A 14,660-nucleotide genomic window follows, 5' to 3' on the forward strand; every position below is an offset into this window, starting at 1 on the left:
GCGACGTCGGCGGCGCGGCTGGGTCGGGCCCCGTAGCGTCGTCCTGAGACGTCCCGCCGGGACCAGGACCGAGAGCAGCCCGATGACACGGATCGACGAGGAGCCGACCACCGGCCCGACGTCGTCGTCGGCGACCGTCGGCCGTCGGATGTTGCTCGGCGGGGCCGTGGCCACGACGCTCGCCGTCGGTGGTCTCGCCGTGCTCGACCGGATGCCGTACGTCAGGGACCTGCCGATCCCGGGACGCCGGCGGGTGCAGCTGACCTGGTTGGCCGACGAGCTCCGCACGGCGGGGCTGCGCGTGCAGGGCGACGCGGGGTGGCTCCAACGGGGGAGGCCCTGGGCGTTCGACCCGGTCGGGGTGCTGATGCACCACACGGCCTTCCGCGCCACGGGAGCGGACCCGCAGCCGGCGCTCGCCACCGTGCGCGACGGTCGTCCGGGGCTGCGCGGTCCGCTGTGCCACGTGCTCGTCGCCCGCGACGGCACCTGCCACGTGATCTCCGCGGGTCGCGCCAACCATGCCGGCGAGGCCCGAGCGAGCGGCCCGGTGGAGGGCGGCGACGGCAACGTCTCCTACGTCGGCATCGAGATCGACTACGCACCCCAGCAGCCGTTCTCCCAGCAGCCGACCACGGCGCAGCTCGACGCCTCCGTCGTCGCGGCGGCGGCCATCGTCGCGCGACTGGGCAACGGCGCCGACCACGTGCGCTACCACGCGGAGACGAGCCTCGCGGGCAAGTGGGACCCGGGCAGCACGCTCGACGCCGACGCCTTCCGGGCGCGGGTGGCGGCCGAGCTCGACCGTCGGGCCTGAGCGCGCCTCGCTCCCTCGCCGCCCGACCCGCGCCGTGCGCCAGGCCGGTGCCGGCTGCAACAATGTCCGGCGGAGGGGAGTATTCCTTCGCTGCAGCGTCGTCATCACGGGGGTCCGCCTGACCCTCCGGTGCTGCGGGCCCGCGGTCCGCGGGCGGAAGAGACCTCCGGTACACGTCTGTCGACCGGAGGAACCTGAGTGAACGTCTCGACCCTGGAGTGGTCCATCACCGTCGGGGTGACCATCGCCATCATCCTGTTCGACGTGTTCGTCGTGGCGCGCAAGCCGCACGAGCCGTCGATGAAGGAGTGCGCCACCTACCTCGCCATCTACGTCGGGCTGGCGGTGGCCTTCGGCATCTGGACCTTCAGCTACCACGGCTCGCAGTACGGCGTGGAGTTCTTCGCCGGGTGGCTGACGGAGTACAGCCTGTCGATCGACAACCTGTTCATCTTCATCATCATCATGGCGAGCTTCAAGGTGCCGCGGAAGTACCAGCAGGAGGCCCTGCTGGTCGGCATCATCATCGCGCTGGTGTTCCGCGGGATCTTCATCGCCGTCGGTGCCGTGGCGATCAACAACTTCTCGTGGATCTTCTACCTGTTCGGCGCCTTCCTCATCTACACGGCGATCAACCTGATCCGCGACACCGACCACGACGACGACGGCGAGAACGCGGTCGTCCGGTTCGCCCGTCGTCGCTTCAACCTCACCGAGCAGTGGGACGGCCTCAAGCTCGTCGTGAAGGAGAACGGTCGCCGCGCGCTGACCCCGATGGCGCTCGTCATCATCGCGCTGGGCACCACCGACCTGCTGTTCGCGCTCGACTCGATCCCGGCGATCTACGGCCTCACCAAGGAGCCGTACCTGGTGTTCACGGCCAACGTGTTCGCGCTCATGGGTCTGCGTCAGCTCTACTTCCTGCTCGGCGACCTGCTCAAGCGTCTGGTGTTCCTGTCGCAGGGCCTCGCGGTGCTGCTCGCGTTCATCGGCGTCAAGCTGCTGCTCCACGCGCTGCACGAGAACGAGCTGCCGTTCATCAACGGCGGCGAGCACGTGAAGGTCCCCGAGATCCCGACGCTCGCCAGCCTCGGCGCGATCGTCGTCATCCTCGGCACGACGACCGTCGTCAGCCTCTGGTACTCCCGCCGGCACCCCGAGAAGGTCGACGACGACCACGGCGCGCCGAAGGAGTAGCGGTACCGCGGGCGCGTCCCGCGCGCGTCGAGGAGGAGGGTCCGGCTCAGGTCGGGCCCTCCTCCTGCACGTGGTAGCGGCGGACGTCGGCGTCGAGCACGTCGGGGAGCTCGACCTCCTCGTCGTCCGGCAGGGCACGGAAGGCGAGCAGCGCGACCTCGTCGCGCCAGCGCTCGTGGACGATGACGAGGCCGGGGTCGACGCTGTCGGCCGTCAGGGCGAAGGCGAGGCAGCCGTCGGTGCGGCGCGCCAGCTCCACGACGGGACGGCACGCGGCCACGTAGGCGTCGCGGTCGGCGGGCCCCACGCGGAGCCAGCCGGCCACGACGAGCGAGTGCGGGGAGTCAGTCACCGAGCTTCTCGACGTCGTCGAACTCGCTGTCCGCGCTGCCGGTGATCAGGTTGATCGCGTAGGTGATGGCCCAGAGCACGACGCCGATCAGCATGAGCACGCCCGCGATGACGTACACCTGACCGTCCCGCTCGACCCAGGGACCGGCGAGGAAGACGCACAGCACGGCGGCGACCGCAGGCAGGACCCCTGGGGACACGAAGTGGTTCGGCTTCGCGTCGCCGGGGTTGCGGCGCAGGATCAGGCACGCGACGTTGACCACCGCGAAGACGCAGAGCAGCAGGAACGCGGTGACGTTCGAGAGGTTCGCCACGACGTTGCTCTCGGCGTCGCGCGTGACGTAGAAGATCAGGCCGAGCGCGAGGAGCGTGCTGAACGCGACGGCCACCCAGGGCGTGCGGCGACCGGGCAGGACCGCTCCGAGCTGGCGGGGAAGCACGCCCTGCTTCGCCATGCCGTAGAGCAGCCGGCTCGCCATGAGCATGTTGATCAGGGCCGTGTTGGCCACCGCGAAGACGGCGAGGAACGGGAACACGCGGTCGATCGGGAAGTCGGGCGCTCCCTTGGAGACGACCTCCAGGAGCGCGCGGCCCTCGGAGTCGGAGATGTCCTTGAGCTCGGGTGCAGTGAGCACGGTGACGACGGAGACGGCCACCAGCATGTACAGCAGCACCGCGATGCCGAGGCCGGTCAGCATGGTCCGCGGGAAGATCCTGTTCGGCTCCTTGACCTCCTCGACCATGTTCACGGCGTCCTCGAACCCGACCATCGCGAAGAAGGCGATCGACGTCGCGGCGGTGACGGCCAGGAACAGGCCGCGGTCCTCGTAGTCGCGGAAGGTCACGACCTCCGACAGGTCGGCGCCGTTCTGCGTCATCGCGTAGAAGCCGACGCCGATCACGATGGAGAGCGCCGCCAGCTCGACGACGGTCAGGACCACGTTGAACTTCACGCTCTCGCCGACACCGCGCAGGTTGATGATCGCCAGCAGGATCATGAAGGCCATCGCGATGGCGACGATCGTCCCGCTGCTGGCCGGCCCGTCGGTCCAGCCGTTGACGTCGAGACCGCCGGTGAAGTTGTCGGCGAGGGTCTTGGCCGACGTCGACGCACTCGTGATGCCGGAGCAGACCACCGCGAACGCGATGAGGAAGGTCACGAAGTGGATGCCGAACGCCTTGTGCGCGTACAGCGCCGCACCGGCCGCCTGCGGGTACTTGGTGACGAGCTCGAGGTACGACAGCGCCGTCATCGAGGCCACGACGAACGCCAGCAGGAACGGCAGCCAGACGAGGCCGCCGACCTTGCCGGCCATCTGTCCTGTCACCGCGTAGATGCCGGCACCGAGGATGTCACCGACGATGAACAGGAGGAGGAGCTTCGGCCCCATGACCCTCCGGAGCTCCGTCGGCCCCTGGACTCCCGCGGTCTCGGTGGTCATGCGTCTCCCTCGCTCGTGGACGCACCGGGGCGTCCGCCCCGGCGCAGAGTTTGGGTGACACCTTGCTCCGCCTGCCTGTCAGATGCAACACCAGTAGTACCTTCGTTACGTGATCGACGTACGCGGACGGCTGACGTCCTGGGCCGGTTCGCTCGTCATGCGGCGGGTACGACGCAAGGGGATCGACCTCTCGCGCATCTCCTTCATCCCCGAGGCGACCAAGGTGCCGCTGCAGCGCCACGGCACCGACCCGGTCCCGCGGCTGGCCGAGATCCGCGGCCAGGAGCGTCTGCACAAGCTGTCGCTGCCGTTCTCGTTCAACGCCTACCTAGTGTCCGGGTACGACGAGACCCGCACCGTCCTGACCGACCGCGACAGCTACTCCAACGACATCCGCCACCTCTTCCACGGCGACGGTCCGGCCACCTCCGACGACATCGGCGGGCTGGGCTTCACCGACCCTCCGCTGCACACGCGGCTGCGCAAGATCGTGACGCCCGAGTTCACGATGCGTCGGCTCGCCCGGCTCGGCCCTGCCGTCGAGCGGATCGTCGACGACGCGCTCGACGCCTTCGAGGCGTCGGGCTCGCCCGGGGACCTCGCGAAGCACCTCGCGTTCCCCGTCCCGTTCCAGACGATCTGCGAGCTGCTCGGTCTCGACTACGACGACCGCGAGGCGTTCGCCGCGCTCGGCAGCGCACGGTTCGACGCGACCAACGGTGCGGCAGCAGCGTTCGGCGCGGTGTCGGCCCAGCGCGAGTTCCTGTTCGACGCCGTCGCGCGGCAGCGTCGTGACCCGGGGCCGGGCCTGATCGGGCAGATCATCCGCGACGAGGGCGACGCCATCAGCGACGTCGACCTCGCCGGGCTCGCCGACGGCGTGTTCACGGGCGGCTTCGAGACCACCGCCGGCATGATCGCGCTCGGCACGATCGTCCTCATGCGCGAGGAGAAGCACGCCAACCTCGTGCGCAACGGGACGTCGCAGGACGTCGACCTTGTCGTGGAGGAGCTGCTGCGCTACCTCTCCGTCGTCCAGGTGGCGTTCCCGCGCTTCGCCAAGGAGGACATGACGCTGTTCGGCCAGCGCATCCGCAAGGGCGACGTGCTGCTCGCGTCGCTGAGCGGCGCGAACCGTGACGCCGCGGCCGCGGGGGAGAAGCCCGAGGACTTCGACCCTTTCCGGGTGCCGCGCAGCGGGCACCTCGCGTTCGGTCACGGCATCCACCGCTGCATCGGTGCCGAGCTCGCCCGGATGGAGCTGCGCACCGTGTTCCCGCGGCTGCTGCGCCGCTTCCCCGACCTCGCGCTGGCGGTGCCGGAGTCGGAGCTGTCGTTCCGTCAGCTGTCGTTCGTCTACGGCGTCGACGAGCTTCCCGTCACCTTCTGACCACGTCGGTCAGGTCTGCGACTCCTGGTCGGGGGAGTCCTCCGGCTGCGCGTCGCCGCACTGGCCGAGGGTCGTGGCCTGGTGGCGCTTGAAGTCCGGGGACGACTCGAACGCCTTGCGGTACTCGTCAGCCGGCAGCGCGGCGTAGTACTCGACGGCCTCGAGAAGCTCGTCGGCCCGCGGGTCGTCCGTCGCGTCGGCGAGGCGCCGCGCAGGGTCGAGCGCCGCCTGGAACCGCTCGATGGTCTCGGGGAAGTCGTTCTCGTTGAACGCGGCCACGCCCGAGCGCACCAGGCTGCACGTCTGGTCGAACGCCCGCTGGGCTGTCCCGTCGTCGCCCCCGCCCCCGGTGCAGCCGGCCGTCAGCGCCAGGACGGCGGCGGCGACGGCGGACGATCTCACGCTCGCAGCGTAGGCAGCCTCGCGCGGTTCCGCAGGTCACCGGGCGCCGCGGCCCGGCCCGTCACCATCTGCGCAGTCACCAGCCGCGCTCGCGCCACTCCGGCAGGTGCGGGCGCTCGGCGCCCAGCGTCGTGTCGTTCCCGTGGCCGGGGTAGACGTGCGTGTCGTCAGGGAAGCGGTCGAACAGCTTCGTCTCGACCTCTCCGATCAGGGTGGTGAAGTCCTCCGGTGACCACGTCTTGCCGACGCCACCGGGGAACAGGTCGTCGCCGACGAAAAGGTGCACCACGCCGTCGGGGTCGTCGTAGGCGAGCACGATCGAGCCGGGCGTGTGGCCGACGACCTCGATCACCTCGAGCTCGCACGACCCGACCCGCACGCGCGCGCCGGTCGCGACGGTGCGGTCCGACGCGACGTCGATGCCCTCCGCGTCCCGCTCGCCCGCCACGGTCTCGGCCCCCGTGGCCTTCTGCAGCGCCGCGAGGGCGCCCCAGTGGTCGTGGTGACGGTGGGTGGTGACGATCCGCGCCAGTCCGGTGTCGCCCACGAGCTCGAGGAGCCGGTCGGGCTCGGCCGCGGCGTCGACGAGCACCTGCTCGCCCGTGAGCTCGCAGCGCAGTAGGTACGCGTTGTTGCTCATCTCGCCGACCGCCAGCTTCGTGATCCGCAGGTCGCCCGCGGACTGCACGTCGGCGGGACCGCCGACCTCGACCTCACCCGTGTACGTCATGATGCTGATCCTAGGCGGACGGGAGCGGCCCGGTCGGGGAGCAGGGGAGCGGACGATGAACGGTGCAGAGCTCGCAGGACGACTGATCGGCTTCGCCATCGTGCTGGCCGTGCCGATCGTGATGATCGTCGTCGGCCAGCGTCGCAAGCGGGAGAGCGCCGGTGAGCGGGGCGGCGTGCTGTTCGTGAGCGGCATCGTGCTGCTCGTCCTCGTGGTGCTGGGCATCCTGAGCTCCGCGGCACAGATGAGCACCGCCCCCTGAGGCGCGGCGCCGGGGCCGTGGGTGAGGTCACCGTCGCCCGAGGTGTTTCTGTCGGCGGTCGCGACTAGGGTCGAGCACGTATGCATACTCCTGTCTTCGTAGCCCTGGAGGGACGCTCGTGACGTCGGACCGCATCGTCGTGCGCGGCGCCCGCGAGCACAACCTCAAGGACGTCTCCCTCGACCTCCCGCGCGACGCCCTCATCGTCTTCACCGGCCTGTCCGGGTCGGGCAAGTCGTCGCTCGCCTTCGACACGATCTTCGCCGAGGGGCAGCGACGCTACGTCGAGTCGCTGTCGGCGTACGCGCGCCAGTTCCTCGGGCAGATGGACAAGCCCGACGTCGACTTCATCGAGGGTCTCTCGCCGGCCGTCTCGATCGACCAGAAGTCCACGTCGCGCAACCCGCGCTCCACGGTCGGCACGATCACCGAGGTCTACGACTACCTGCGTCTGCTGTTCGCGCGCGCCGGCCGGGCCCACTGCCCCGAGTGCGGCGAGCCGATCTCCCGCCAGACGCCCCAGCAGATCGTCGACCGCATCCTCGCGATGCCCGAGGGTGCCCGGTTCCAGGTGCTCGCGCCCGTCATCCGCGGTCGCAAGGGTGAGTACCTCGAGCTGTTCAAGCAGCTGCAGCAGCAGGGCTTCAGCCGGGCGCTCGTCGACGGCCAGGTGCACAACCTCGCCGACGAGCCGCCGAAGCTCGCCAAGCAGAAGAAGCACACGATCGACGTCGTCGTCGACCGGCTGCAGGTCAAGGAGTCGATGCAGCAGCGGCTCACGGAGTCCGTCGAGACGGCGCTCGGCATCGCCGACGGTCTCGTGCTCGCCGACTTCGTCGACCTCGACGACGACGACCCGAACCGCGTGCGTCGCTTCTCCGAGAAGCTCGCGTGCCCCAACGACCACCCCCTCGCCGTCGACGAGCTCGAACCGCGCTCGTTCTCCTTCAACGCCCCCTTCGGCGCGTGCCCCGAGTGCCACGGCCTCGGCACCCGGATGGAGGTCGACCCCGAGCTCGTCGTGCCCGACCCGACGAAGTCGATCAGCGACGGCGCCATCGCGCCCTGGAGCTACAACCAGGTCTCCGAGTACTTCCTGCGGATCACGCAGGCGCTCGCCCAGGAGATGGGCTTCTCCACCGACACCCCCTACGGGAAGCTGCCCAAGAAGGCGCAGGACGTGCTCATGCACGGCCACCCCGACAAGGTGCACGTCACCTACAAGAACCGGTACGGCCGGCAGCGGTCGTACTACACGGCGTTCGAGGGTGCCATCGCGTTCATCGAGCGTCGCTACGCCGAGACCGAGTCCGAGACCAACCGCGAGCGCCTCGAGGGCTTCATGCGCGAGGTGCCGTGCGGCGAGTGCGGCGGCAGCCGGCTCAAGCCCGTCATCCGCGCCGTCCTCATCAACCACCCCGAGCTCGGCCCGAAGAACATCGCCGAGGTCAGCAACCTCTCCATTGCCGAGGCGGCCGAGTACCTCAAGGGCCTCGAGATGACCGACCGCGAGCGCCAGATCGGCGAGCGGGTGCTCAAGGAGATCCACGAGCGGCTGCGGTTCCTGCTCGACGTCGGCCTCGACTACCTCAGCCTCGACCGCGCGGCGGGCTCGCTGTCCGGCGGCGAGGCGCAGCGCATCCGGCTCGCGACGCAGATCGGTGCCGGACTCGTCGGCGTCCTCTACGTCCTCGACGAGCCGTCGATCGGGCTGCACCAGCGCGACAACCACCGGCTCATCGAGACCCTCGTCCGACTGCGCGACATGGGCAACACGCTCATCGTCGTCGAGCACGACGAGGACACCATCAAGGCAGCCGACTGGGCCGTCGACATCGGACCCGGCGCCGGCGAGCACGGCGGCCAGGTCATCGTGTCCGGGCCGGTCAAGCAGCTGCTGAAGAGCAAGGACTCCGTCACCGGGCAGTACCTCTCCGGCCGGCAGTCGATCCCGGTGCCCGAGGTCCGGCGTCCGCGCGAGAAGGGTCGCGAGATCACGATCCACGGCGCCCGCGAGAACAACCTGCGCGACATCGACGTCACGTTCCCGCTCGGCCAGCTGGTGGCGGTCACGGGCGTGTCGGGCTCGGGCAAGTCGACGCTCGTCAACGACATTCTCTACACATCGCTCGCCCGTCAGATCTACGGCGCGCGCACCATCCCCGGACGGCACCGGACCATCAGCGGCGCCGACAACGTCGACAAGATCATCCACGTCGACCAGTCGCCGATCGGTCGGACCCCGCGGTCGAACCCGGCCACCTACACGGGCGTGTTCGACCACGTCCGCAAGCTGTTCGCGCAGACGCCCGAGGCGAAGATGCGCGGCTACCAGCAGGGTCGCTTCTCCTTCAACGTCAAGGGCGGTCGCTGCGAGGCGTGCTCCGGCGACGGCACGATCAAGATCGAGATGAACTTCCTGCCCGACGTGTACGTGCCGTGCGAGGTCTGCCACGGAGCGCGCTACAACCGCGAGACGCTCGAGGTGCGCTACAAGGGTCGCACCATCGCCGAGGTGCTCGACATGCCGATCGAGGAGGCCGTCGAGTTCTTCGAGGCCATCCCCGCGATCGCCCGTCACCTGCGCACGCTGGTCGACGTCGGGCTCGGCTACGTCCGCCTCGGCCAGAGCGCGCCGACGCTCTCCGGCGGCGAGGCGCAGCGCGTCAAGCTCGCGTCGGAGCTGCAGAAGCGCTCGACCGGCCGGACCCTCTACGTGCTCGACGAGCCGACGACGGGCCTGCACTTCGAGGACATCCGCAAGCTGCTGCTCGTCCTCGGCCGTCTCGTCGACTCCGGCAACTCGGTCGTCGTCATCGAGCACAACCTCGACGTCATCAAGACGGCCGACTGGCTCATCGACATGGGCCCCGAGGGCGGCTCCGGCGGCGGCACCCTCCTCGCCGAGGGCACCCCCGAGCACGTCGCCACCGTCGAGGCCTCCCACACCGGCCGCTTCCTCGCCCCCCTCCTCACCTGACCGGAGCGGAGATTCCCAGGTCGACCTGGGAATCTCCGCCGAGCACGGGAAACTCAGCGGCGCACGGAGAGGTTTCCGTGCGCCGCTGAGATCTCTACGCTTCGGTCACGCGATGTGGCGGCGACGGCGGCGATAGATGCGGTCGGACTGCTCGAGCTCGTGGGCGATGCGTCGCCCCGTGGCCCCTGCGTGCTTCGGCGTCACCTCCGAGAAGGTGGCACGAGAGACGCCGAAGTCACGGCGTCGGATGCGGTCCTCCCGGTGCTTCTCGCGCACGACGACGTCGCTCGCATCCTCACCCGGCCGAAGGTCGCGCCAGTACTTGCGCCGACCGTCGACCTCGCCGACGTGACGATGCTCCGGCCATCCGACGTCGGTCCAGGCGAAGACCTCCCCGCGATCGTCGGCGACAGGGAACTGCGTGACCGGTATCGGTAGTCCGGCCTCGAAGCACACCTGCCGGAGCAGCGACTCGGCCGCTGTGTGGGCTCCGGGGTCCGCCCGACGCACGACGAGTCGAGCCAGCCGTGACCCCTGCCATCCCCGGAAGCGTCCGGTGGCCTCCTGGAGCGCTGCGCGTTCGGCCAGGCCCAGGTGCAGCGCCGAGTCCATGACGACGAGCGCGCGCCGGACGTCCTGACCGCACGCCACCTGAAACGCAGCGTGGTCGGCTCGCACCGCGGGAAGACCAGAGAGAGTCTCGACGACCTCAACGCCGTCGAGCCTTCGATGGTGGTGCACTCCCGACTCCGACCGTGCCGAACCCGGATCGAGCCTCATCACGTGGACGACTTGCAGGTCGACCGCCCACGTGGCCATGCCGTGCGCGATCGCTGCACTGTGGTGCGACAATGCCATGCTCCCTGGCGCGAACTTCGCCAGCACACTGCGGGCGAGGAGCAGGTGACGCTGCTCCCGGTCGAGGGACGCGAGGAAGTGCGGGAGGGCGTAGGTCCCGACCCGGATTCGTGTCAACACACCTGCCATCAGGTGCGCCGCGATGCTCTGGTCGCTCCACCCCAGAGCGAGAAGGTCCGATCGGAGCACGAACCCTCCTCGTTCTCTCGCGGCGTGCTCGACCTCGTTCATGCCTCCGAGCCTGGCGTCTGCTCGGGGAAGTCGGAACGCCGCTTCTCAGCCCTGTGGACGACAGCGACCATCCGCTGAACCCGGTGTGGACGGCCGGCACGAAGCACGGGAATCTCAGCGAAGCACGGGGAGCAAGCCGTGCTTCGTTGAGATTCCCGTGCTCCGTCGCAGATTCCCAGGTCGACCTGGGAATCTCCGTCGAGGGTGTCGGTGGGGGCTCGTAGGGTGGGGGAGTGGCGGATCCAGCGACCTATCGGCCGGCTCCGGGGGAGATTCCCGTCGAGCCCGGGGTGTACCGGTTCCGGGACGCGCAGGGGAGGGTGATCTACGTCGGGAAGGCGAAGTCCCTCCGCGCCCGGCTCAACTCCTACTTCCAGGACGTCGCGGGCCTGCACGAGCGCACCGCGCGCATGGTCACCACGGCCGCGTCGGTCGACTGGACCGTGGTCACCACCGAGGTCGAGGCGCTGCAGCTCGAGTACACGTGGATCAAGGAGTTCGACCCGCGGTTCAACGTCAAGTACCGCGACGACAAGAGCTACCCGTGGCTCGCGGTCACGGTCGGCGAGGAGGTGCCGCGCGTGCAGGTCATGCGCGGTGCGCAGCGCAAGGGCGTGCGCTACTTCGGCCCCTACGGCCACGCCTGGGCCATCCGCGACACCGTCGACACGCTGCTGCGCGTTTTCCCGATGCGCTCCTGCTCGGCCGGCGTCTACCGCCGCGCGCAGGGCATCGGGCGTCCCTGCCTCCTCGGCGACATCGGCAAGTGCGCCGCGCCGTGCGTCGGACGGGTCACGCCCGAGGAGCACCGCGACATCGTCGACGACTTCATGGCGTTCATGGGCGGGCAGACCTCCGGCTTCGTCAAGGGCATCGAACAGAAGATGCGCCACGCCGCGGAGCAGCAGGAGTACGAGCTGGCCGCGAAGTACCGCGACGACCTCGGGGCTCTCCGTCGGGCGCTCGAGAAGCAGACGGTCGTGCTCGGCGACGGCACCGACGCCGACGTGCTCGGCTTCGTCGACGACCCCCTCGAGGTGGCCGTGCAGATCTTCTCCGTCCGTGGCGGACGCATCCGCGGCCAGCGCGGGTGGGTCGCCGACAAGGCCGACGACGCCGACTTCCCCGAGCTCGTGCAGCGCGCCGTCATGACCCTGTACGAGAACACCACCACCGAGGCCATCCCGCGCCAGGTGCTCGTGCCCGAGCTGCCCGCCGACGTCGACGCCGTCACCGAGCTGCTCACCGAGCTGCGCGGCGGTCCGGTGCGGATCCGGGTGCCGCAGCGCGGCGACAAGAAGCGCCTGCTCGAGACCGTCGAGCAGAACGCGCAGCAGGTCATGGCCCGGCACAAGCTCAAGCGCGCCGGCGACCTCACCGCGCGGAGCAAGGCGCTCGAGGAGATCCAGGAGTACCTCGACCTGCCCACCGCGCCGCTGCGCATCGAGTGCTACGACGTGTCCAACCTGCAGGGCACCGAGATCGTCGCCTCCATGGTGGTCTTCGAGGACGGTCTGCCGCGCAAGGGCGAGTACCGCCGCTTCACCATCCGTCACGAGGGCCAGAGCGACGTCGCCGCCATGCACGAGGTCATCACCCGACGCTTCCAGCGGCTGCTGAAGGCGCGCAAGGAGGGCGACGAGGTGCCCGGCATCGACCCCGAGACCGGGCTGCCGCGCAAGTTCGCGTACGCGCCCGGGCTGGTCGTCGTCGACGGCGGCCCGCCGCAGGTCGCGGCGGCCCAGGCGGCCATGGACGAGCTCGGCATCACCGACGTCGCCCTGTGCGGGCTCGCGAAGCGGCTGGAGGAGGTGTGGGTGCCGCAGGACGTCGACCCCGTCATCTTCCCGCGCACCAGTGAGGCGCTCTACCTCCTGCAGCGCGTGCGCGACGAGGCGCACCGCTTCGCGATCACCCACCACCGGCAGCGTCGTGCGAAGGCCATGACCGGCAGCGCGCTCGACGACGTCCCGGGGCTCGGGCCGAGCCGGCGCAAGGCCCTCATGGCGGCGTTCGGGTCGGTCCGCAAGATCCGCGCCGCGAGCGTCGAGGAGGTGGCGGCCGTGCCCGGGTTCGGACGCGCTACGGCAGAATCCGTCGTGGCGGCACTCGCCGCCGACACGCCCGGGCCCACCGTCGACACCGCGACGGGGGAGATCGTGGAGGACCGATGACCCCGCTGACCACCTTCGTCGTCGTCACCGGCATGACCGGTGCGGGTCGCGGCACCGCCGCGAAGGCGCTCGAGAAGCTCGGCTACTACGTCATCGACAACCTGCCCGCCGCGATGATCGAGGAGGCCGTCGACGCCGTCCAGGGCGCCGACGTCCCGCGTCTGGCCGTCGTCGTCGACTCCCGCTCCGGTGCGTTCTTCGGTGGCCTCACCGACGCGCTCGAGTCGCTGCGCGAGCGCGGCATCCGGGCGCGCGTGCTCTACCTCGAGGCCGCCGACGAGGTCCTCGTCCGCCGTCAGGAGGCCGCGCGCCGACCGCACCCGCTCAGCATGGAGGGACGGCTGCTCGACGGCTTCAACCGCGAGCGCGAGCTGCTGCGCACGGTCCGCGGTCGCGCCGACATCGTCATCGACACGACGCGGCTCAACATCCACCACCTCGCCCGGCGGGTCCAGGCCGCGTTCGAGGAGCCCGGTGCCCTGGGGCTGCGGGCGTCGGTGATGTCGTTCGGCTTCAAGTACGGCATCCCCATCGACGCCGACATGGTCGCCGACATGCGCTTCCTGCCCAACCCGTACTGGGTCGAGGAGCTCCGGCCGATGAGCGGCCTCGACGCCCCGGTCAGCGAGTACGTGCTCAGCCAGCCGAAGGCCGAGGAGTTCCTCGACTCCTACGAGAACCTCGTCGACATGCTCACCGACGGGTTCCTGCACGAGGACAAGCGCTTCCTGACCATCGCGATCGGCTGCACCGGCGGACGTCACCGCAGCGTCGCCATGTCCGAGGCGTTCGCCGAGCGGCTGCGCGGCCACGGTGTGCGCACGCTCGTCGTCCACCGCGACCTGGGGCGCGAGTGACCACCCCGCCGACGGCACCTCGCGGCGGCGTCCGGGTCGTCGCCCTCGGCGGCGGGCACGGGCTGGCCGCGAGCCTGTCCGCGCTGCGTCTGCTCGACACCCAGCTCACCGGCATCGTCACCGTCGCCGACAACGGCGGCTCCTCCGGCCGGCTGCGCGAGGAGCTCGGGGTGCTGCCGCCCGGCGACCTGCGGATGGCGCTCGCCGCCCTGTGCGCCGACGACCAGTGGGGCCGGCAGTGGGCCACGGTCCTGCAGCACCGCTTCAGCAGCGACGGCCCGCTCGACCAGCACGCCGTCGGCAACCTGCTCATCGCGGCGATCTGGGGGATCCTCGACGACCACGTCGCCGGGCTCGACCTCGTCGGCGACCTCCTCGGCGCGCGGGGCCGGGTGCTCCCCATGGCCGCCGTCCCGCTGCACATCGAGGCCGACGTGCACCTGCGCGCAGACCCCGACCGGCTCACCGTGGTGCGCGGCCAGGCGCAGGTCGCGTCCGTCGACGGGCAGGTGGTGAGCGTCCGGCTCGACCCGGAGGACCCGCCGGCGTGTCCCGAGGCCGTCGAGGCCGTGGAGGCGGCCGACTGGGTCGTCGTCGGCCCCGGCTCGTGGTTCACCTCGGTCATGCCGAACCTGCTGGTGCCGCAGCTGCGCGACGCGCTCGAGCGCACGTCGGCGCGCCGCGCGCTCGTGCTCAACCTCAGCGAGCAGGAGGGCGAGACCGAGGGGCTCTCGCCGACCGACCACCTCGAGGTGCTCGCCGCGCACGCCCCCGACCTACGGCTCGACGTCGTCCTCGCCGACCACTCGCTCGTCGACGACGCAGGCGTGCTCGAGCGGGCCGCGCAGTCGCTCGGCGCACGCGTCGTGGCGGCCGACGTCGCGGTCGCCCGGGGCGCCGACCAGCACGACCCCGCCCGGCTGGCCCGGGCCTTCGAAGGGTTCTTGCGCGCGGGCATACAGTGAGGGT

The 14,660-nt window shown here is 70.4% G+C and carries 13 protein-coding genes and 1 pseudogene; 8 read left to right on the top strand and 6 right to left on the bottom strand.

Translation table 11 applies throughout. The features are described from left to right. Window positions 1-82: 82 nt before the first annotated feature. Both A6Q81_RS05105 and A6Q81_RS05110 read left to right on the top strand, forming a co-directional pair. Window positions 83-817, top strand: coding sequence for an N-acetylmuramoyl-L-alanine amidase (locus tag A6Q81_RS05105; protein WP_067857744.1), 735 nt, complete (start codon window positions 83-85; stop codon window positions 815-817). A gap of 198 nt (window positions 818-1,015) precedes the next feature. Continuing rightward, complete coding sequence (locus A6Q81_RS05110; protein ID WP_067857741.1) at window positions 1,016-2,014, top strand: TerC family protein; 999 nt, start codon at window positions 1,016-1,018, stop codon at window positions 2,012-2,014. 46 nt (window positions 2,015-2,060) lie between these two features. Here A6Q81_RS05110 and A6Q81_RS05115 read toward each other — a convergent pair whose 3' ends face one another. Together A6Q81_RS05115 and A6Q81_RS05120 are read right to left on the bottom strand one after the other, a co-directional pair. After that, the gene (locus A6Q81_RS05115; RefSeq protein ID WP_286689748.1) at window positions 2,061-2,366 is read right to left on the bottom strand and encodes a putative quinol monooxygenase; all 306 of its coding nucleotides are present in this window, start codon (window positions 2,364-2,366) and stop codon (window positions 2,061-2,063) included. Beyond that, window positions 2,359-3,807, bottom strand: coding sequence for an APC family permease (locus A6Q81_RS05120; protein ID WP_067857735.1), 1,449 nt, complete (start codon window positions 3,805-3,807; stop codon window positions 2,359-2,361). Before A6Q81_RS05120 ends, A6Q81_RS05115 begins: the two co-directional genes overlap by 8 nt. A 109-nt stretch (window positions 3,808-3,916) precedes the next feature. Between A6Q81_RS05120 and A6Q81_RS05125 the strand changes: the two genes are divergently transcribed. After that, window positions 3,917-5,197, top strand: coding sequence for a cytochrome P450 (locus A6Q81_RS05125; RefSeq protein WP_236749706.1), 1,281 nt, complete (start codon window positions 3,917-3,919; stop codon window positions 5,195-5,197). Window positions 5,198-5,206: 9 nt separating this feature from the next. On the opposite strand, the gene A6Q81_RS05130 is transcribed toward A6Q81_RS05125, so the two are convergent. Then, window positions 5,207-5,599 carry a hypothetical protein gene (locus A6Q81_RS05130; protein ID WP_286689749.1) on the bottom strand — a complete coding sequence of 131 codons (393 nt, stop codon included), beginning with the start codon at window positions 5,597-5,599 and terminating at the stop codon, window positions 5,207-5,209. Between the two features lie 76 nt (window positions 5,600-5,675). Beyond that, window positions 5,676-6,329 carry an MBL fold metallo-hydrolase gene (locus A6Q81_RS05135; protein WP_286689750.1) on the bottom strand — a complete coding sequence of 218 codons (654 nt, stop codon included), beginning with the start codon at window positions 6,327-6,329 and terminating at the stop codon, window positions 5,676-5,678. Window positions 6,330-6,384: 55 nt separating this feature from the next. Between A6Q81_RS05135 and A6Q81_RS05140 the strand changes: the two genes are divergently transcribed. Both A6Q81_RS05140 and uvrA read left to right on the top strand, forming a co-directional pair. After that, complete coding sequence (locus A6Q81_RS05140; RefSeq protein WP_067857726.1) at window positions 6,385-6,591, top strand: hypothetical protein; 207 nt, start codon at window positions 6,385-6,387, stop codon at window positions 6,589-6,591. Between the two features lie 118 nt (window positions 6,592-6,709). After that, complete coding sequence (gene uvrA / locus A6Q81_RS05145) at window positions 6,710-9,571, top strand: excinuclease ABC subunit UvrA (protein ID WP_067857723.1); 2,862 nt, start codon at window positions 6,710-6,712, stop codon at window positions 9,569-9,571. Between the two features lie 105 nt (window positions 9,572-9,676). On the opposite strand, the gene A6Q81_RS05150 is transcribed toward uvrA, so the two are convergent. Beyond that, entirely contained in the window at window positions 9,677-10,222 is a 546-nt protein-coding gene (locus A6Q81_RS05150) for a hypothetical protein (RefSeq protein WP_286689751.1), read from the bottom strand. A gap of 348 nt (window positions 10,223-10,570) precedes the next feature. After that, a pseudogene (locus tag A6Q81_RS17190) lies at window positions 10,571-10,660 on the bottom strand (hypothetical protein); the annotation flags it as partial. 233 nt (window positions 10,661-10,893) lie between these two features. Here A6Q81_RS17190 and uvrC point away from each other — a divergent pair. Genes uvrC through A6Q81_RS05170 form a run of 3 tightly spaced genes read left to right on the top strand, consistent with a single transcriptional unit; the run spans window position 10,894 to window position 14,656 of the window. Beyond that, window positions 10,894-12,834: an excinuclease ABC subunit UvrC gene (gene uvrC, locus A6Q81_RS05160; RefSeq protein WP_067857716.1), complete on the top strand. Its 1,941-nt coding sequence runs from the start codon at window positions 10,894-10,896 to the stop codon at window positions 12,832-12,834. After that, window positions 12,831-13,691 carry an RNase adapter RapZ gene (gene rapZ / locus A6Q81_RS05165; RefSeq protein WP_067857711.1) on the top strand — a complete coding sequence of 287 codons (861 nt, stop codon included), beginning with the start codon at window positions 12,831-12,833 and terminating at the stop codon, window positions 13,689-13,691. The genes uvrC and rapZ overlap by 4 nt, the downstream gene beginning before the upstream one ends. Beyond that, window positions 13,688-14,656 (top strand): gluconeogenesis factor YvcK family protein, encoded by a 969-nt coding sequence (locus A6Q81_RS05170; protein WP_286689753.1) that lies wholly within the window; start codon window positions 13,688-13,690, stop codon window positions 14,654-14,656. Before rapZ ends, A6Q81_RS05170 begins: the two co-directional genes overlap by 4 nt. Window positions 14,657-14,660 lie beyond the last annotated feature (4 nt).

Source organism: Aeromicrobium sp. REDSEA-S38_B2, assembly GCF_001628525.1.
Lineage (GTDB): Bacteria > Actinomycetota > Actinomycetes > Propionibacteriales > Nocardioidaceae > Aeromicrobium > Aeromicrobium erythreum.